Source organism: Bifidobacterium sp. ESL0682, from assembly GCF_029392815.1.
Lineage (GTDB): Bacteria > Actinomycetota > Actinomycetes > Actinomycetales > Bifidobacteriaceae > Bifidobacterium.
Window position 1 is genome coordinate 1,780,667 of the sequence record NZ_CP113942.1, and the last position, 19,470, is coordinate 1,800,136.

A 19,470-nucleotide genomic window follows, 5' to 3' on the forward strand; every position below is an offset into this window, starting at 1 on the left:
AGGAATATGCGGCCATTCGCAAAATCAGAGCCGAAGCCCTAATCAACAAGTGATTTACTTGCCAGTCATTTCCTCGTAGATGCGCTTGCAATCCGGGCAGACCGGGTAGTTTGACGGATCGTGCTTGGGCACCCAGATTTTGCCGCACAGCGCCACCACAGGCCGCCCTGTCAGCTGGGATTCGCGCATACGGTCGCGCGAAACGTAATGGGCAAAACGATCGGCGTCGCCGTCGTCACTACGCTTGGTCTCCTCATCGGTCTCAGGACGCTCAAGCACCGCCGTTCCCGCGCCCGAATCCGGATCCTGGGAGGGGTTCTCGAATCCAGCCTCGTCACGCCAACTATCAGCCTGGCCAGTCACAGCGTTCAACCTTTCCAAAAAGTCAGCCATATCGTCTCCTTAGCCAGCTATCCGGCCAATTGCGAATCATTCCAATACTGCCTACATCATAACGTTGACCGTTTACCAAGGCTCCGAATCCATAAGCCTTTCATCTCTCGGCATCACCTCGTACGCAATCGCCGAAAATCAACATCAGGCGTTATTCTTGGGATATGACTATTGCAGTGTGCCCAGGCTCGTACGACCCAGTCACGGCAGGGCATTTAGACGTTATTGAACGCAGTGCGCGCATTTTCGAGACGGTTCACGTCGTAGTGGCTGTCAACAGCGCGAAAACCCCGATGTTTTCGGAAAATACCCGCGTAGAGGTCATCAGGCGTGCCTTGGCCAAAGACGGTTGCACCAACGTGGCCGTCACTTCGACCGACGGACTGATCACCGACTATTGCACCAAGGTCGGGGCCTCGGTCATCGTCAAAGGGCTGCGGCAGAACGGCGACTATGAGGCCGAGCTGGGCATGGCACTCGTCAACCGCAAGCTTTCCGGCGTTGAGACCATGTTCCTGCCTGCGAATCCGATTCTTGAGCACATCTCCAGCACCATCGTCAAAGACGTGGCCCGCCACGGCGGCGATGTCACCGGCATGGTGCCCGATTGCGTGGTCGATATGCTCGCTGAGGCACTGAAAAAGAAAAGAGTCAATGATGGCTGACGACAAGAATCTCACCGAAGAGGAAGACAACACACTTTCTAAGGTCATCCCGGTCACCGGTCTTTCGCCGAACCATGACCATAGCCATGATGACGGCACCCAAACCGGCGGTGAGGTCAAAACCGAACTGAACGAAACCGAAGCCGCGGACGAAATCGACGTGAATATCAACCGCGAAGATGGTGAAAACGGCAGCGAGACCGAAAACGATAACACATACGATTCGATCGCTCCAAAACCCGTAAAGCCGCTGTTCTCCTCACCTGCCGACCTTCCCGACCTGCGCGAGCAGCACGATAGCGATGCCACGGCCGACCACACGGACGCCGAAACCGGTAGCGACAACAACGCCGTGGACAAAAGCCGTGACGAATTCACCACGGTCTATGACATCATCGACCAGATGAGCACTGCGGTGGAGGAATCCAAGTCGAGTATTTTCGCTCCCGGCATGGTGCGCCTCGACCGCGATGAGTTCCTCGACCAGCTTGGTCAGTTGAAGGCCATGCTCCCCGTTCAGCTTGAACGCGCTTCCTCATTGATGCGCGAAGCCGAGCGGCGTTTGCAGAACGCACAAAGCCAGGCCCAGGCCATCGTCACCAAGGCGCAAAGCCAAGCAGCGCAGATCAGGCAGGACGCCGAAGAGCAAGCGCAGATTCTCGCCGGGCAGGAGCGCGTCGTGGATCTGGCGCAGCAGAAGGCCCGTGTGATTCTGGACGACGCCCAGACCAAGTCGACTAAGCTCGTACAAGGCGCCAACGCCTACTGCGCAGATGTGATGAAGGCCCTGAAAGACCAAGTCACCGCTTACGATCGCGACATCCGCAACGGCATTGATGTGATTGACAAGCGTCAGCACGAGGCGGCGCAGCAGCTGGTACAGGCTCAGTCCGAAGCCGCGGCTCGCACGCAGACAACCGACACAACCAAATAACAGACTAGATTCGAAAGAACGAAACGAATAAATGAGCAGACCTGAAGATTCACAATGGGCCGTTTCCGTGGGACAGATCATCTCGCGCCCCGGCCAAAGCAAAACCGTTGACGCTGATTTCCCCGCCCCAAGCGGTATCGGAGACAAAGTCATCGGCGTCGAAGAGGGCGCTACCGTCAGGGTGAGCGGCTCCTTCGACTCCATCGTCGACGGGCTGATTTTCACCGGCAACTTCAACGCGCCGGTTCACGCTGAGTGCGTGCGCTGTCTTACACCAATTAAGCGCGACTGGGATATGAACGTCACGGCGTTCTTCCCCTACGATTCGGCGAAAGCCTCGGCCAACGCCGATAACGGGCATGGCAAGCACGACGAAGACATCGACATCATCGCCGGCGAGGACGAATCGGAAGACACCTATCCGCTGAGTGCAGACTGCAATTTCGCCGATTTTGAAGCGCTCCTACGCGACACGTTGGTGGAAAACCTGCCGATTCAGCCGCTGTGCAAGCCGGATTGCAAGGGCCTGTGCTCACAGTGCGGTATCAATTTGAACGACAATCCCGACCACCATCACGATGTGGTCGACAATCGTTTCGCCGCTCTGGCCGGCCTCAAGGCCGAACTGGAACAGGAAGAGGAACAGGGCAAGTAGAGCTTGTACCGAGATTGCGTTAGACTTGTCTACGCTTAAGCTCAATTTGTTCGAACGAAATAGAGGAATACCATGGCACTGCCAAAGTACAAGACTTCGCGAGCCAATACGCATTCGCGCCGCTCCAACTGGAAGGCCAGCGCGGCCAAGACCGTCGCCTGCCCGAACTGTGGTGCGCCGACCCTGCCGCACATGGCTTGCCCGAGCTGCGGTTCGTTCCGCGGCCGCGTTTATCGCGAGGCTATCAGCAAGTCGCTGAGCAAGTGAAACGCTAGCAAATAAAAGCCCTGCCATCGACGGGTGGCAGGGCTTTTGCATCTCTGCTGTAAGTTTTGATTTGCGTTTGCACTTTATTTAGGAAATAATTTCATTATTCATTACACACCACGCAGATGTGTTACAGGAACCAATCCGGTTTGACTTCACTTGATGAAGCTCGACATTCCGATATTCATCATCGAACGGCTTGGTGCCCGCAATATGTTCGTCGGGGTCGTATCGATTAATCAAAGGACTATCGTGACCGATTCACAACACAACGAAAATACCGAATCAGTAACCTCCAATGCAGATTCAGAATCCACCAAAACTCTGACCAGCTCGACTTCGGAAGGCGATGCCGCCAAATCCAGCACCCCGCAGCAGGAACTGCTTGACCGGCTCGGCACCACGCTTTCGCCGGATCTGTTGGTGCAGGCACTCACCCACCGCTCGTTCTCGCATGAGCACGAGGGCGCGCCGAACTACGAACGGTTGGAATTCCTGGGCGATGCCGTTTTGGAATTCGTTTCCACCGAAACGCTGTATCGTGTCCATCCCGATATGAACGAAGGTCAGCTGGCGAAGATGCGAGCGATGGCCGTTTCGGAGAAGGCACTCTCGCAGATCGCACGCGAAAAGCTGCAAGTAGGGCCATACATTCTGCTTGGCCACGGCGAAGCAGAATCCGGCGGCGCCGATAAGAGCTCCATTCTCTGCGACATCGTCGAATCGCTGATTGGCGCAACATTCATCGAACACGGCATCGACGAGGCTCGCAAAGTCGTGCACCACTTGGTCGACGACGAGCTGAAGAAGGTCGCCACCGAAGGTCCCGCGCTGGATTGGAAGACCTCGCTGACCGTCAAGGCGCACGGCATGGGACTTGAGGACCCGCGCTATCGCATGGCCGTTTCCGGGCCGGAATACGCACAGGTTTTCACCGCACGTGCAGTAGTCGGCGAAAATGACGAAGTACTCGGCGTCGGCACCGGTTCCAGCAAACGCAAGGCCCAGCTCGCTGCCGCCCGCGAGGCTTGGCACGAGCTTGACGACCATCCGAGCAAGCATCAGGCAAAAAAGCATCATCACGATGGCAACAAAGGCAATAACCGTAATCGCCAATAATTATCAATAGGAAATATTAAGCTCCTCCGATACTCTGCCAATATTTGGGCAACCGGCGATGCCCTTGTTGCCGCGGCGGTATGATGTCTACCACCTCGACATAGCGGCGTGACCCGTCACAAACGGCCCGTCGTAAGCCGAACGTCACTACCACGTGCGCGTACACCATACGTCACAGGTCACCGACAATCCTTATAAACCCCATGCAGAGAGATAAGAGGAACGATGGTGTCACCAACGCCTTTACAAGCATTCAGTGCAGTGCCGAAAGCATCAAAGACAAGCAAACAGACTCTCGTTGACGGCGAGAAGATGACGGGCGCACAGGCGCTGATTCGCACACTGGAAGACCTGGGCGTGCAGGACGTTTTCGGTATTCCGGGTGGCGCGATTCTGCCGGTGTATCACGAGATTCACGACGATACCAAGTTCCGTTTCGTGCTGATGCGTCATGAACAGGGCGCGGGGCATGCGGCCGAAGGATATGCCGTAGCCACAGGGCGCGTGGGCGTGTGCATCGTCACCTCCGGGCCGGGAGCCACGAATATGGTCACCCCCATCGCTGATGCCAATATGGATTCGGTGCCACTGGTTGTTATTTCCGGGCAGGTCGGCGTGGACGCCATCGGAACGGACGCTTTCCAAGAGGCCGACACCGTAGGTATTACCTATCCTGTGGTCAAGCATTCCTATCTCGTCACCGACGCGCAGGACATTCCGCGCGTGCTCGCCGAAGCGCACTATGTCGCGCGTACCGGGCGCCCCGGCCCCGTCGTCGTCGACATCACGAAGACCGCCCAGGTGAGTGATATGTATTATTCCTGGCCGCAAAAGCTGCTGCTACCCGGCTACAATCCGACCACCAAGGCGCACGGACACGTTCTGCGCGAGGCCGCCAAGCTTTTCGAACAGTCTTACAGGCCGGTGCTCTATGTCGGCGGCGGTGCGACGCGTTCCAACGCTGGCGCCCAGGTCAAGGAACTCGCTGACCTCACCGATTCCCCCATTGTCACCACGCTTCCAGCCCGCGGCATCGTGCCCGATTCCGACCCGAAGGTTTTGGGGATGTTGGGTATGCACGGCACCGTGGCCGCCACGGCAGCGACGCAGAAATGCGACTTGTTGGTCGCTATCGGCGCCCGTTTTGACGACCGCGTGACCGGCAAGCTCGAGGCTTTTGCACCCGCAGCCCGCGTCATCCACATCGACATCGACCCAGCGGAAATCGGTAAACGCCGTCAGGCAGACGTGCCGATCGTCGGCGACGTGGCCGAAGTACTCGACGCATTGAACGCCGAAATCAAGCGCGGACAAGCCGTCCATGGCAAGCCAGATCTCGAACCTTGGTGGAAGCTCATCAATTCATGGCGTGAAAACTATCCGATGAAATACGACGAAACGACGCCGGATGGCACACTTTCGCCGCAATGGGTGGTCGAAGAACTCTCCCGTCAGGCCGCACCATCCACCATCTGGGTTTCCGGCGTGGGCCAGCACCAGATGTGGGCCTCTCAGCTCATCGATTTCGAGAATCCGCATTCCTGGATTTCCTCCGGAGGCCTCGGAACGATGGGCTTCGGCCTCCCTGCAGCCATCGGTGCGCGCATCGGTTCCACACGTGATTTCGGCGGCAAGAAGCCGGTCTGGCTCATCGACGGCGACGGCAGCTTCCAGATGACTTCCGAGGAGCTTGCAGCCGCATTCATCGACAACGCACCGGTGAAAATCGCAATCCTCAATAATTCCGTTTACGGCATGGTCCGTCAGTGGCAGACGCTCTTCTACGACAAGCATTATTCGCAGACCAGCATTCAAGACGGCGAAAATGATGCAGACATCGTCAACGTCCCCGATTTTGTCAAACTCGCAGAAGCATATGGCTGCGTGGGTATTCGCGCGACGACGCAGGATGAGGCGAAGGCCGCCATCAAGCGCGCCAACGAGATCAACGACCGACCGGTGCTGATTGACTTCCGGGTCTACAAGGACGCGATGGTCTGGCCGATGGTGGCTGCGGGACAGTCCAACGACACCGTCACCTATGTGCCGGGCGTGCAGCCGCTGTTGCACAACTCTGCAGACTCAGACGCGAGCGGCAATCAAGACGACAGCGATTATGCAGCTGCAGCCACGAGCGCTGCGACTGCAGAAAAGTAAGGACGAGGCGAAAGGAACATCATGGCAAATTATCCTGCATCCACTCCGCACAGTGAGCGTCACACCTTGTCCGTCCTCGTCGAGAATCGACCCGGCGTGCTGGCACGCATCGCAGGTCTTTTCGCGCGCCGTGCTTTCAACATCAATTCCCTGTCCGTCTCCCCCACCGAACGCCCTGATATCTCGCGTGTCACCGTGACGGCCGATGTCGAGGAAGTGCCTCTTGAGCAAATCATCAAGCAGCTCAACAAGTTGCTGCACGTCCTGAAAATCGTCGATCTCGACAACATGGACGCAGTCCAGCGTGAGTTGGTGCTCATCAAGGTCTCGGCCAACGAGACGAACCGTTCCGATGTGTTGGAAATCGTACGTCTCTTCCGTGTACGCGTGGTCGACGTGCACCCCGAGTCCCTGACCATCGAGGCCACCGGAGACGAAGGCAAAATCGACGCCCTGCTCGGCTTGCTGAACGACTACGGCATCATCGAGCTGGTCCGTTCCGGCGCCGTCGCCGTCACCCGCGGCCCGCACGCATTAAGCGAAAAGGTGATCGGCAGCGAAATCACCGGTCGCTGACAACATACATATTCATATCAGATTACGAAGGTGGACATGATTTGAAACCATGTCCACCTTTTATTCTCGTTGCCCAAATATTCAGGTCTATATATTCAACAATTCATGACTCCACCTGCTCGGAGAGCTCCATCCATTCGGCTTCTAGAGACTCAGACTCAGCGGAGTTGGCGGAGAGCTGTTCGTTGAGTTCGCCTAGACCGACGTAATCGGACGGGTCGTGGGTGGCCATTTTCTCCTCGATCTTTGCCTTTTCGGTTTCGAGTTTGGCAAGTTTGCGCTCGATGGCCGAGAGACGACGGGTCGCGTCATGGAACGCCTTACCGGTCAGCTTTTGCTCACCCGATTGTGAATCAGAATCGCCGCTCTTGCCGTCGGCATTTGCATTCGCATCAGACGGTTGAGATCCGGATACGCCGTTACTCGAAGAAGAGCTCTTGCCAGCAGATTTGCCGCCACGATTGCCGCCGACAATCTCATCAAGCGTTTCGCCGTTTTCGATTCTGCGGACCATATCGAGGTAGTCATCCACGCCGCCCGGAAGATGGCGAACCTTGCCGCCAATCAGCGCAAACTGCTCATCGGTCACGCGTTCCAGCAGGTAGCGGTCATGGGAGACCACAATCAGCGTGCCCGGCCAAGAATCGAGCAAATCCTCCATCACGGCCAGCATGTCGGTGTCAAGATCGTTGCCGGGCTCGTCCAAAATCAAAACATTGGGCTCGTCCAGTAAAATCAGCAAGAGCTGCATGCGGCGCTTCTGCCCACCGGAAAGATCGGCAATCGGCGTCATCAGCTGCGCGGCCGAGAAACCGAGCCGTTCCATCAGCTGGCTGGTCGAAACCTCTTTGCCGTCAACTTCGTAGGTCGGCTTATAGCGGCTCAGTACTTCCTTGATTTTGTATTTGCCGAGCTTCTCCAACTCGTCAAGTCGCTGCGAAAGCACCGCAAATTTAACAGTTTTGCCGATTTTGACATGCCCAGTTGTCGGCGTCAACGTGCCGTCAATAATCTTCAACAATGTGGATTTGCCGGCACCGTTCGCACCGACAATGCCAAACCGGTCGCCTGGGCCAATCAGCCAAGTAACATCGTCCAGAGTCTCGCGACCGCTGACCGTCACCTTTTGCGCAGCGGACGTCGTCTCATCATCGTCAACGGCAAGTTCAACCGAACCGATGGCTTTTGGCTCTTCATATAAGGCAGGAACGATATTCCCGCCGTCGCCGCTTTCACCTTGGGGATGCTCAAAAATCTGAGTCACATCGTTCAGATCGACAACCTGTTTGCCCAGCCTAGAAGTCGCCATCTGCTTCAGCTGCAAGGTGTTGCGCATCGGCGGCACATCGGCGATGAGCTCATTGGCCTGTTTCACGTGGAACTTCTGCTTGGTGGCACGAGCGCGAGCGCCACGGGTCAACCAGGCCAACTCCTTGCGGGCCAGGTTGCGGCGACGTTCTTCACGGATGTCGGCCTGCCTGTCGCGTTCGACGCGCTGAAGCATATAGGCACTGTAACCGCCCTCGAACGGGTCAATCACCCCATCGTGGACCTCCCACATCGATTCGCAGACCTCATCCAGGAACCAACGATCGTGGGTGACCAGCAGCAGCGCGCCCTGCCCCTTGGCCCAGCGGTTCTTCAGATGTTCTGCCAACCAGTGGATGGTGACGATATCCAAGTGATTCGTAGGCTCGTCAAGTGCAAGAATGTCCCAATCTTTCAGCAGTAGCCGCGTCAGATCAGCACGACGACGCTGGCCGCCGGAAAGTGAACCAATCTTGGCGTCGAGACTCAATCCGCCAAGCAGCGCTTCAACGATTTCGCGCGAGCGAGTATCGGACGCCCATTGATAATCCTCACGCCCCTCAAGCGCGGCCTCGCGCACGGTTGCGTTGTCGTCGAGCGGATCGCGTTGATCGAGCATACCGAACGTCAGCCCGTTGCGGGTGGTCACGCGCCCGGAATCAGGCTGCTGGGCGCCTGCCAACAAGTGCAATAATGTAGATTTTCCGTCGCCGTTTTTGCCGACGATACCAATGCGGTCGCCTTCGAAGACGCCCTGCGTCACATCGGTGAAAATGTTTTTGGTGGCGAAATCAAGCGAAACGTGTTCAAGTCCCAAGTCATAAGTCGGCATAGTGATTCGATGGTACCGCCGACTCTCAACACCCTTTAGCCTGCGAGCAAATCAGCTAGTGCACATTCTCGCGTTTTCTGCCGCACCTGCATTGTGCGCACGATGAAAATCACGATTTTGCCCTGGTTCCCTGATTTTCATTGCATCTTTGATTGGAGATGCGATAGGAATCAGCATTTACAGTCTGAGTCCTAGACGTTCATCGCATCCTCAAATTTCAGGATTGTTTACCTATCTCACGGGCACTGGCGGCGCAACGCACGGCGAACGCCGAGAAGACCTGCTCGGCGAGCGGCTGAAGCTCGACATCGTAACGCTTGAAATCCTCACGAATCTTGGCGATCTCGCCTTTCTTCATGCCCTTGACCATGGAAGGTTCGCTGAGCCACTCGTCCAGAAGCGTCGGCGTCACCTCGAGATGGAATTGCAATCCCAACGCGCTTTTGTAGCAAAATGCTTGATTTTCGGTATATTTCGACGAAGCCAGAAGCTGCCCACCCTCGGGAACGGAAACGACGTCATTGTGCCAGTTGAGCACGTTGATATGGTTAGCCCACATCGGGAACCAATCGCTTTTGGCGACCCTCTTAATCGGCGCAAACCCGATTTCCGAGCATTTCCCGCTTTGCAGCTTGGCACCCAACGCCGTGGCGATGATCTGATGCCCGAGGCAAATACCCAGCACCGGTTTACCCGCCTTCACGGCCTTGCGTACCAGTTTCGCCTCGGCTTTAAGTCCCGGGTATTCCTTGTAATCCTGCGCGCCCATCGGCCCGCCCATCACAACAAGCCCTGCAATCTCCTCGCTTTTGGGAAGATCGGGATTCGCCTCACGCGCGATACTCAAGGTCTCGCTGGCCATACCAAGGTCATCAAGATTGTCGAGGATTCGCCCTGGCTTCTCACACGGGACATGTTGCAGAATAAGCACTTTCGGCGTCGTCATGGTTCCATTGTGGCATTTCGCCACCCCAAATGGTCACCGATTGACTTTCCAGCGAACGCAATCCGTCTGTTTTTGTCGGCAAAAGCCCATATCCTTGAGATTATGGGAAACGCCACGAAACCGCAGAATTCCAACCTTTCTGAATCAAGCTCACAACCAGTGCTCGCCGATGCCGCCAACGGCCTGAAGCTCTATAACACAGCCACGCACGAAGTGGCCGCATTCACGCCAATCGTGCCCGGCAAAGCGGGCATCTACGTCTGCGGCGCCACCGTGCAAAGTTCCCCTCATATCGGTCATATCCGTGCGGCCGTTGCGTTCGACATCGTCCATCGCTGGCTGCAAAAACTCGGCTATGACGTCACCTTCATCCGCAATGTCACGGATATCGACGACAAAATCTTGGACAAGGCCGCTGCTGCAGGCCAGCAATGGTGGGCGCGCGCATATCACTATGAGCGCGAATTCACCCATGCTTACGAAACACTCGGCGTGCTCGCTCCGACTTACGAACCCCGTGCCACCGGCCATATCGGCGACATGGTCGACCTCATCCAGCGCCTAGTCGATCGCGGCCACGCCTACGTCATCACCGACGACGAAGGCAAACCGACCGGCAACGTGTTCTTCGACGTGGCGAGCTGGCCGCACTATGGCGAGCTGACGCACCAGAAGCAAACTGCGGAAGCTGATTCCACAGCGGCAGTAGCCGATGAAATGGGCCCGAGCGTTGACCAATCCGGTGATGACAAATACAACCCCGCCGATCCGGCCGACTATTCCCCCGACAAGCACGATCCTCGCGACTTCGCGCTCTGGAAGGCTTCGAAGGAAAGCGACCCCGAAACGGCACGTTGGAAGACCCCGTTCGGCACCGGCCGCCCGGGCTGGCATATTGAATGCTCGGCGATGAGCCATCGCTACCTCGACGGCATGTTCGACATCCACGGCGGCGGCCTCGACCTGCGCTTCCCCCATCATGAGAACGAGATGGCGCAGACGCGCGCAGCCGGCTACGACTCCGCGAACGTGTGGATGCACTCCGCGTGGGTGACGGCCAAGGGCGAGAAGATGTCGAAATCACTGGGCAATGGACTTTCCGTGCCGAGCGTGCTCGCTGAAAACTCCGCTTGGGTGGTGCGTTATGCCTTGGGCGGCGTGCAATACCGCTCGATGCTGGAATGGAGCGACCAGACACTTGCCGAGGCGAAGTCCGCCTACGAACGCATCAGTAATTTCATCGAACGCGCCGGCAAGGCGCTGGGCCCGGGTGAGCAGCCAAGCAGAAGCGAAGTCACTGCAGTTACCGCTGACCAACTGCCCACGGATTTCATTGACGCCATGAACGACGACATCAATGTCTCCGGTGCCACGGCGGCCATTTTCACCGCCATTCGACGCGGCAACTCGCTCATTTCGGAACTCGAGGCGAAGCAGGCCGATGCTAATTTCTTCAGCGAAGCCGACATGGCCATTCTTACGGATGAATACCGTACGGTCCTTGATGAAGCCAACGACAGGTATTCGGATATCTCCAAAGAAGCCGTTCAAGAAGACGCGAAAGCCCGGTTCGCGCTCACACACGTCAACGTTTCGGCCGAGGTCATCGATGCACTCACCTCACGGGTTGCTCTGCGCGAAACCTTACTTTCGGTGCGTGCGATGCTCGATACCCTTGGTTTGGACCCGTTAGCCGAGCCTTGGAACAACGCAGCGTCAGCAAGCGGGGCCAACACCCAAAACGCCATCGGCAGCGCCGACGCCGAGGCCGAGCACCAGCTGCTGGATTCGATGATTCAGCACCAGCTCGATGCCCGTAATGCCGCTCGCAAGGCCAAGAACTTCGAAGTGGCCGACAAGATTCGCGACAGCCTAGGCGCGATGGGCATCACCATCGAAGACAAACCCACCGGCTCCACCTGGAGCCTCAAGCAGGCCGAATAGCACCACTTAGAAGCTATTCATATATAGTATATAGCCTTTGCCAATATCGCATGGTGCTTGCGGAAGGAATGTTACTTCCGCAAGCACCAACTGGTTATAGCAGTTAGATTCCCATGACGCGACGGCGATGTGCCATAAGCCCCGAGACCAACAACCCCGCGGCAGAAACCATAATCATCGAAAGCCATCCCCAGCTGTTGCCTCCGGTGTTGGGCAAGCTCGATACAGCGACGTTCTTCATCAAATCATTGGTTTTGGTCACCGCCAAAGTATGCCCGGCAGCGCACCCGATGGTTACGGGAGTCGGAGAGAACACCGATGGCATCCAATGCCAGCCTTGCACAGCCGGCATGGCACCATTGTCTGCGATGGTCACTGTTGCGCCAACCGGCAAATAGAGCTCGCCACCTCCCGCAGCTTGAGGGCCATGCGCAGCGGAAGTGTCAATCTGCAGCGTTCCCGAATTACCGGCATAGTTCACCGTGTCGTCATTGGACAACGGCTCAGTTCCGTCCTGCGCAGCCGAGTCGGCAGTCACCGGCAGTGCCGAAAATGAGCCGTCTTCCTGCTTCATGCAGTATTGGTAGGTGCCGTTCGGATAGCTCCAATTCACCGTATAGGTTTGCCCCGCAGGAACTAGCCCGCCTCCTCCAGGGTCATTGATGATCTGGATAATCTGCTTGACGTTGAAGGTGCCCATGCTGTTGATGGGGAATGCCAACGAGCTGGTGCCACTCACTGGCTTCGCGGCTGTGGCCGTGGCCGTCGCCGTGTTGGTAATCTGCCCGTTGTCGACGTCATCGGCCGCGGTGACGATATGCGTGTTCGAACATTCGGTGGCATAACCAACATCTACTTCGGTCGCCCTGCAGTTCGCCGGATTGCCCCACCCGTCTTTGACGGACAACCCGGTCATCTTGTCGCGGCCAGGATTGGTGACAATGTATTTATACGGTATCTTGTCGCCAATCTTGTAGCGCGCCTTGGCCGGCACGTTCTCCATTTCCGACCCATCCTGCATCAACAGGTTGAGATCGCCCAAAGGATTGATGCTGTTGGCCGACACCCCACGGATAAGGTGTGCGCCAGGCGTACCGTTCGAAGATGAGAAGCCCATCTTTGCTGACCTCGGCAACGGCGGCACCGGCAAATTGTTGATGACATGATTCGTCGTACCATCGTGCGCAACCATCGTCACATCCAACGTCTGCCGCCCGTGAGCGTCGGCCGGGGAAAGAATGATGTCGACCTGCGTGCCGACCTCAGCGCTGCTCGTGGGTATACCGGTACTTAAAAACGGCGATTTGTCAGGAGTTTTTGTTCCATTGCTCGGCAAAAGATCACTCTGTGCAAGACGGCAATAGCCATTGGCCGCACTATCACGGACCCCTACCAGCGGATGTGGCTTCGTTCCGCGCAGATAGAATGAATTCAAGCCCCTTGATGGGTCTCGTTCAATGGAATTACGAGCATTGGTATCAGTGACCAGAGGATACCGGCTCGTATTGTTAGTGCTTTGTGGATCACATCTGACAGGCTTGTAACCCGCCACCGACTTCGTGGGATCGTTCGCGTTATACGCCACGTCATCAGGAATGTCGTATGCTCCGAAATTGCCGAACTGGTCGAACCCGATACCCAATAAGGCATTGGGAATGCCGACATACCCCAGATGGCCGCCGTGCAACCCGGATTGCGTCAAGGTCTGGTCACTCTTCACCAGGAAGAACGAGATGCCGTCAGCGGTGCCGGTCATGTACATCTTGAAAGAGACGTGCAGGCCGTCGTAAATCGGTAGGGTTCTGTCGTATAACGCAGAGCCTACGCCGGAAGTCTTTTTATCGTATTTTTGCTGTTCTCATCAGTCAGCTGCAGGAAACCTCTGCCAACATTGCCCATCAACGCATAAGTGCCATCGGCCTTATGACAGGTCCCCAGCGTTCTCTGATTGATGGTTTTCGTTTTCGACGGATCATCTTTGTCGGTAATGGTGAGCGGTATGGTGTTGTCGCCGATATCATTGCCGTTTGCATCAACCGAAATCTTCTTCTTCGCCTGCGCCTGAGTGGTCAACGGCGTTCCACCTGTCATACACGCATCATCGAAAGCAAACCACCGTTTTTCGTCGAAGGGTTTGACACCTGTGAAATCCTCCGCGCCAAGGAAGGTGTCGTCTCCGCTCTTCGATAATCCTTCACGCGCGATTTGTTTGCTGGATTCCGGCTTTGCAACAGGTTGCCGAGAAGAAATTGCGTCTGACGAGGGAGCGGCCTTTGTAACCGGCACACCGGTCTTAGACACATTGTTCTTGACCGCATCATTCTTGGACGTATCGGGTTTCACCGTCGGTTTGGAGGCCTGCGGAACAGCAGAGTTACGATTGTTGGGGTGACCTATTGGAGGGGTGTTGGCCGTACTCTCACCGGTCTCCGGATCCTTCGAAGTGGACGGGACCTTGCCCACAGATGTCGATGCCACTTCTACACCATTGGCCACATTTGTTGAAAACAGTAAAAGGCAGAGTCCCACCAACCAAGCCGTCGCCTGGTAAACCCTCCACACCACTTGATGTATGCTCGACTTTCCCCGTGAGCATCTCATATTCTTCAACCTTCCCAAACCGCAGCGCTGCAAGGCCGACAACTCCGCCAGCCCATGAGATTTCCGTTTTCAGCATAAGTCGAATACAAATAAGACATGCCTAATTAGGCTAATTTTAATTTTATATCTAAATTATTAGTCTTCTAAAGTAATTTAGTTCATTATGCTATTTATTTTTCACATCGTCACTCTGCTGGCACATCGAATGCAAGCACATGAGAAGTCATCCCAGAAACAAGCAAATCAAAAACAGTAAGACACCACAGTGCACACGTTGCAATATTCCCCAGACCATTTCATACGACGCTTCTCACCGTTCAACGCTTCGTTTTCCTTACGAACCGCTAGAATTAAGACATTATGGCAGCATTCAGTTCTTTGACAGACAAGCTCTCCAACGCGTTCAAGCACCTGAAGAGCAAAGGCAAACTAACCGAAGCGGATATCGACGGGACGATCCGCGAGATTCGCCGTGCGTTGCTCGACGCCGATGTGGCGCTCGACGTGGTGCGCTCCTTCACTTCCCGCGTGCGCGAACGCGCGTTGGGCGAAGAGGTTTCGCAGGCGCTGAACCCAGCCCAGCAGGTGGTGAAGATTGTCAACGACGAGCTGACGCAGATTCTCGGTGCCGGCGTTGACCGCCCGCTGAACTTCGCCAAGAATCCGCCGACCATCATCATGTTGGCTGGTCTTCAGGGCGCCGGCAAAACGACGCTGGCCGGCAAGCTCGGCTACTGGCTCAAGGACGCCGGTCACACTCCCCTGCTGGTCGCAGCCGATTTGCAGCGCCCGAACGCCGTCACCCAGCTGCAGGTGGTGGGCGAGCGCGCGGATGTACCGGTTTACGCACCGGAAAAGGGCGTGCAGTCCGACGGCGGCGAGGCCGTCGCAGCTCCCGGCCAAATCACTGGCGACCCGGTGAAGGTCGCACAAGACTCGATTCAGTATGCCAAAGACAAGCTGTACGACACGGTCATTATCGATACCGCAGGTCGTTTGGGTGTCGACGAGGAGCTGATGAAGCAGGCTCGCGACATCCGTGATGCCGTCAATCCCAACGAAATTCTCTTCGTTATCGACGCAATGATCGGCCAGGACGCGGTCCAGACCGCCGAAGCGTTCAACAAGGGCGTGGACTTCACCGGCGTGGTGCTCTCCAAGCTCGATGGCGATGCCCGAGGTGGCGCAGCCCTTTCCGTCGCGTCGGTGACCGGCAAGCCGATCCTCTTCGTCTCCAACGGTGAAGGTCTGAAGGACTTCGAGGTCTTCCACCCCGATCGCATGGCCTCCCGCATCCTCGATATGGGCGATATCCTCACCCTCATCGAACAGGCGCAGAAGGAATTTGATGAACAGGAGGCGCTGGAATCCGCCAAGAAGATGGCGAAGGGCACCTACGGCCTCGACGACTTCATGGAACAGCTCGAGCAGGTTCGCAAGCTCGGCTCGATGAAAAGCCTGCTGGGCATGATTCCAGGCATGGCCGCACACCGTAAAGAGCTTGAAGCCCTCGACGAGCACGAGATCGACCGCACCGAAGCCATCATCCACTCGATGACTCCGGCCGAACGCCGTGACCCCTCCATCATCGATGGCTCCCGTCGAGCCCGCATCGCCTACGGTTCCGGCAACACGGTTTCCTCCGTCAACGGTCTGCTGCAACGCTTTGAACAGGCGGCCAAGATGATGAAGCGCATGACCAACAAGGTCGGTGGCGGCATCCCCGGCATGGGTGGCCCTGCAATGGGCGGCGGCTTCGGCGGCAAAAAGGGCAAGAAAGGCAAGAAGAAGGGCAAGTCCAAGTCGGGCAACCCGATGAAGCGCGAGGCCGAAGAAAAGGCATTGCGCGACAAGCTCGCCGGCAAGAAGAACTCTTCCGGCGGCTCGGCCTTCGCTAAGAAGCCGCAGAATCCCGCGCTTCCCGCAGGTCTGCAGGAGGCTATGGATGCGGCTGGCACCGACGAAAACGGCACCCCGAACCTTCCGCCAAACTTCGGCGGCGGTCTCTCCGGACTGCTCGGCTGAGCAGCTACTGAAGCATACTGACTCAATCGTGATGTACTAAACCTGCGATATCTTCATTTTCTAGGTTTGTGCATCACGATTCCATAAATATGTAAGGCGTAAGGATTTTCTTTACTCTTCTGCAAGAATCCTGACGCATCATTAAACGTCTCTCACCCGCTACAATTCATCCTGATCATCCCAATCATTCCGAGTCAAGGAAGTTAAGCTATCCATGGCAATCACGCTCTTCGCACTTCTGGGCCTCATCGCCTTGTGGTGGGCGTTGCGTTTCTTGCCAGCGGGCGTTGACAGACATCGTCCGTTGCCTTATCTCATTGCGTTTGTCCGTTTTCTGTGGATACCTTCACTGGTCATTGCAGGCGTGGCTCTTCTCTCCCATCATTGGATTATCGCGGTTCTTGCCACAATCCTGACCGCGCTTACCGGCATATTTGCCTCACCTTGGTATCGGAAAAGTCAGAATGTCCCGGCAGCACGAGACCAGACACAGCAACCGTTGCAAGACAAGGGAAATCGGGACAACGGCACTGCCTACACGGTCATGACGTTGAATTGCCGGTACGGTCGTGCCGATCCGAAGGCCATCGTCGCCGCCGCGCGTAGCAATGACGTATCGATATTGGCTCTGCAGGAACTCAGCCGCGACCTCGTTGCCGAACTCAAGCAAGCAGGAATAGGAAGTCTTCTCCCATACTGCCAGCTCGGTAAAGCGCAGGAAAGCGACAACGGCGGCTTCAACGGCATCTGGACCCGCGCCCAACCCGACATCCAGACGGAGAGCACCATCGATATTGCCGCAGCCGAAGTGCCACACTGCGAGGTCAACGGAATAGCAATTTACAGCGCTCATCCCAAATCCCCCATGCGTGGCTGCAAGGAATGGTCCCACGGCATTATCAGCCTGGGAACGTTCTGCCAGCAAACCTCCAATAGTCTTGACATTTCTTCGACTGAGAAATCAGACGACGGAAGCGCGGTTGTCGACAAAATCTCGCAAAGCAACTCGACAACAACTGCATCTGCGCCCGAAGCCATCGTCATGGGTGATCTCAACTCGAACTTGGATCATCCAAGCTTCCGCAAACTGCTTGACTCAGGATTCCAAGATGCCGGGCTCGGCGCCTCGCATCGCGATGCAGCCAGCTTCCCTCAATGGCTCCCCTGGCCTCGCCTTGAGCTCGACCACATCCTTGTCACTTCCGGACTTTCCACGGCGAACGTACGCACTCTCGTCATTCCCGGCAGCGACCATCTTGCATTGCTCGCCCAACTTCATCGTGCCTGAACCACATTCGTTCACTCGCAGTAAAATCCAGAAAATAACTCAAGAACAATCCACCCGGTTTCCCACTGCTCAATCAACCAGACAAACTTACTCACATATGGGCTTCGAAGCCCAAAGCGACGTTCAGCAATAGACATTTTATAGAGATAAAACTAGTCATTCCTGATCTGTCTATTGACTTTCCCGATGAGTGTCCATATGCTGTCCCTTTGGTTGCTATATCGACAGTTTGAACAGATACTAAAAGTACGAATTCAATGTCGAATGCAAAGAAGGATATATTATGAACGAAACACAAAATGCAGACATTCAATTCAATATCTCCCTCAGCCAAGACCAGCTCGCCTTCATGAAACGAGCTGCAGCACTTGAGGAGAGGTCGGTGCAGGACTGGGCGACGGACAAGTTGCTCGAGGCCGCAGGTGAAGGCATCGACCAAGAGGTGACACTTCAGGAAGTCAACGAGGAATTCGATAAAATCCTCGCCACGTTCGAGGCCCCGGCCAACGCCTAACAACAAGTCGGCCAGTTGCCAGTATCTGATGCTGACGTTATGCAAGTTTTGATTTCGTTATGTAATCGTGCAACCACAAAATCACAGAAATCCGGTCAGGGCATAGCCAGCATACAATAATCGTTACAAAAAGCGGGAAACAGTTTATACGCCTGTTTCCCGCTTTCGCATATCTGAGTCTAGAATGCCTGTCTCTCAAGCATTTCGAAGCACATTCAGACGTCAGTCTTTATCGCGGGCAAGCGCCTCGAGCAGCTGGTCATCGCGTGATTGGATGGTTTGCGCAGCCTGCTCGCCTTGCCAGTCGTAGAAGCCCTTACCGCTCTTCGAGCCCAGTTCGCCGGCATCTACCTTCGCTTTCAAGACCTGGTCTTCGCCGGTCTCATTCGACAAATCCTCATAAAGATACTTAGAAATATTGTCGAACACATCAAGACCACCGAGGTCGGCGCTGGCAATCGGGCCAAGAATGGCCCAACGACGGCCGAGGCTGTATTTGACGATGTCGTCGACGGCCTCGGGGGTGGCGATGCCGCGCTTGACAATGTTCAGGCATTCGCGGATAACCGCAAGCTGGATGCGGTTGCCGACGAAACCGAGCGATTCGGTCTTGAGCGGCACGGCATGCTTGCCGATATGGTTCATCAGCTCGACGGTGACATCGACGGTTTCCTGGTCGGTCTTCTCGCCGGGAACGACTTCGACCAACGGCATGAGCTGAGCCGGGTTCCAGAAGTGAGCGACGACGAAACGCCCAGGATGTTCGAGTCCAGATGCAATCGCCGACGGGCTCAGGCCTGAGGTGTTGGTGGCGAGAATGGTCTGGTCGGAGACGATGCCTTCGACCTTCTTCCACACATCGTGCTTGACCTCAAGGTTTTCAAGCACCGATTCGATGATGAAATCGACATCGGCGAGCGCCTCATAATCGGTGGTCATGGCGATGCGGCCGAGCACCGCGTCCCGATCCTCGACCTTAACCATGCCAGCCTTGATGAACGTGTCAAGATCGCGCTCGATCAGCTCGCGGCCACGGTCCAGCGCCGGTTGCGCCGTGTCGACCACGGTCACGTCGTAGCCATTCATCGCGAACTGCAACGCCGTGGCATGCCCCATCGTGCCTGCGCCGAGATTGCCAATCTTCTTGATATCTGTCATTTTCATATATCTATCTCCTCAAAGCGGCATCACGTTGCAGCTTCGATGCCCAAGGATAGTCCGGAAGCCGGAATCAAGATAGAACGAC

17 protein-coding genes are annotated in these 19,470 nt (G+C 56.1%); 11 read left to right on the forward strand and 6 right to left on the reverse strand.

Annotated features, from left to right (window positions below; all coding sequences use genetic code 11):
* Positions 1–54 precede the first annotated feature (54 nt).
* Positions 55–393, reverse strand: a complete 339-nt coding sequence (locus tag OZX57_RS07410; protein ID WP_277162021.1) for a DUF3039 domain-containing protein — start codon at positions 391–393, stop codon at positions 55–57.
* A 164-nt stretch (positions 394–557) separates the two neighbouring features.
* Between OZX57_RS07410 and coaD the strand changes: the two genes are divergently transcribed.
* The 7 genes from coaD (at position 558) to ilvN (ending at position 6,766) form a co-directional block, all read left to right on the forward strand.
* Positions 558–1,058 carry a pantetheine-phosphate adenylyltransferase gene (gene coaD, locus OZX57_RS07415; RefSeq protein ID WP_277162022.1) on the forward strand — a complete coding sequence of 167 codons (501 nt, stop codon included), beginning with the start codon at positions 558–560 and terminating at the stop codon, positions 1,056–1,058.
* Entirely contained in the window at positions 1,048–1,992 is a 945-nt protein-coding gene (locus OZX57_RS07420; RefSeq protein ID WP_277162023.1) for a hypothetical protein, read from the forward strand. The genes coaD and OZX57_RS07420 overlap by 11 nt, the downstream gene beginning before the upstream one ends.
* Before the next feature lie 31 nt (positions 1,993–2,023).
* Entirely contained in the window at positions 2,024–2,647 is a 624-nt protein-coding gene (locus OZX57_RS07425; protein ID WP_277162024.1) for a DUF177 domain-containing protein, read from the forward strand.
* Between the two features lie 72 nt (positions 2,648–2,719).
* Complete coding sequence (rpmF, locus tag OZX57_RS07430; protein WP_277142447.1) at positions 2,720–2,914, forward strand: 50S ribosomal protein L32; 195 nt, start codon at positions 2,720–2,722, stop codon at positions 2,912–2,914.
* Between the two features lie 213 nt (positions 2,915–3,127).
* On the forward strand, positions 3,128–4,033 hold the full coding sequence (gene rnc, locus OZX57_RS07435) for a ribonuclease III (protein WP_277162989.1): 906 nt from the start codon (positions 3,128–3,130) through the stop codon (positions 4,031–4,033).
* A 225-nt stretch (positions 4,034–4,258) separates the two neighbouring features.
* Entirely contained in the window at positions 4,259–6,190 is a 1,932-nt protein-coding gene (locus OZX57_RS07440) for an acetolactate synthase large subunit (RefSeq protein WP_277162025.1), read from the forward strand.
* Between the two features lie 21 nt (positions 6,191–6,211).
* On the forward strand, positions 6,212–6,766 hold the full coding sequence (gene ilvN, locus OZX57_RS07445; protein WP_277162026.1) for an acetolactate synthase small subunit: 555 nt from the start codon (positions 6,212–6,214) through the stop codon (positions 6,764–6,766).
* Positions 6,767–6,869: 103 nt separating this feature from the next.
* On the opposite strand, the gene OZX57_RS07450 is transcribed toward ilvN, so the two are convergent.
* Positions 6,870–8,906 (reverse strand): ABC-F family ATP-binding cassette domain-containing protein, encoded by a 2,037-nt coding sequence (locus OZX57_RS07450; RefSeq protein ID WP_277162027.1) that lies wholly within the window; start codon positions 8,904–8,906, stop codon positions 6,870–6,872.
* Positions 8,907–9,123: 217 nt separating this feature from the next.
* Positions 9,124–9,852 carry a type 1 glutamine amidotransferase gene (locus OZX57_RS07455; RefSeq protein ID WP_277162028.1) on the reverse strand — a complete coding sequence of 243 codons (729 nt, stop codon included), beginning with the start codon at positions 9,850–9,852 and terminating at the stop codon, positions 9,124–9,126.
* 102 nt (positions 9,853–9,954) lie between these two features.
* On the opposite strand from OZX57_RS07455, the gene cysS reads away from it, so the two are divergent.
* A complete protein-coding gene (cysS, locus tag OZX57_RS07460; RefSeq protein WP_277162029.1) occupies positions 9,955–11,796 on the forward strand; it encodes a cysteine--tRNA ligase in 1,842 nt (613 codons plus the stop codon).
* Between the two features lie 103 nt (positions 11,797–11,899).
* Here cysS and OZX57_RS07465 read toward each other — a convergent pair whose 3' ends face one another.
* Entirely contained in the window at positions 11,900–13,588 is a 1,689-nt protein-coding gene (locus tag OZX57_RS07465) for an LPXTG cell wall anchor domain-containing protein (protein WP_348637187.1), read from the reverse strand.
* 29 nt (positions 13,589–13,617) lie between these two features.
* On the reverse strand, positions 13,618–14,274 hold the full coding sequence (locus OZX57_RS07470; protein WP_277162030.1) for a hypothetical protein: 657 nt from the start codon (positions 14,272–14,274) through the stop codon (positions 13,618–13,620).
* Positions 14,275–14,757: 483 nt separating this feature from the next.
* On the opposite strand from OZX57_RS07470, the gene ffh reads away from it, so the two are divergent.
* From ffh to OZX57_RS07485, 3 genes are all read left to right on the forward strand, one after another.
* On the forward strand, positions 14,758–16,422 hold the full coding sequence (ffh, locus tag OZX57_RS07475) for a signal recognition particle protein (protein WP_277162031.1): 1,665 nt from the start codon (positions 14,758–14,760) through the stop codon (positions 16,420–16,422).
* 214 nt (positions 16,423–16,636) lie between these two features.
* Positions 16,637–17,710 (forward strand): endonuclease/exonuclease/phosphatase family protein, encoded by a 1,074-nt coding sequence (locus tag OZX57_RS07480; RefSeq protein ID WP_277162032.1) that lies wholly within the window; start codon positions 16,637–16,639, stop codon positions 17,708–17,710.
* Between the two features lie 283 nt (positions 17,711–17,993).
* Complete coding sequence (locus OZX57_RS07485; protein ID WP_277162033.1) at positions 17,994–18,224, forward strand: DUF1778 domain-containing protein; 231 nt, start codon at positions 17,994–17,996, stop codon at positions 18,222–18,224.
* Between the two features lie 222 nt (positions 18,225–18,446).
* On the opposite strand, the gene OZX57_RS07490 is transcribed toward OZX57_RS07485, so the two are convergent.
* A complete protein-coding gene (locus OZX57_RS07490; protein ID WP_277162991.1) occupies positions 18,447–19,382 on the reverse strand; it encodes a 3-hydroxyacyl-CoA dehydrogenase family protein in 936 nt (311 codons plus the stop codon).
* Between the last annotated feature and the right edge of the window lie 88 nt (positions 19,383–19,470).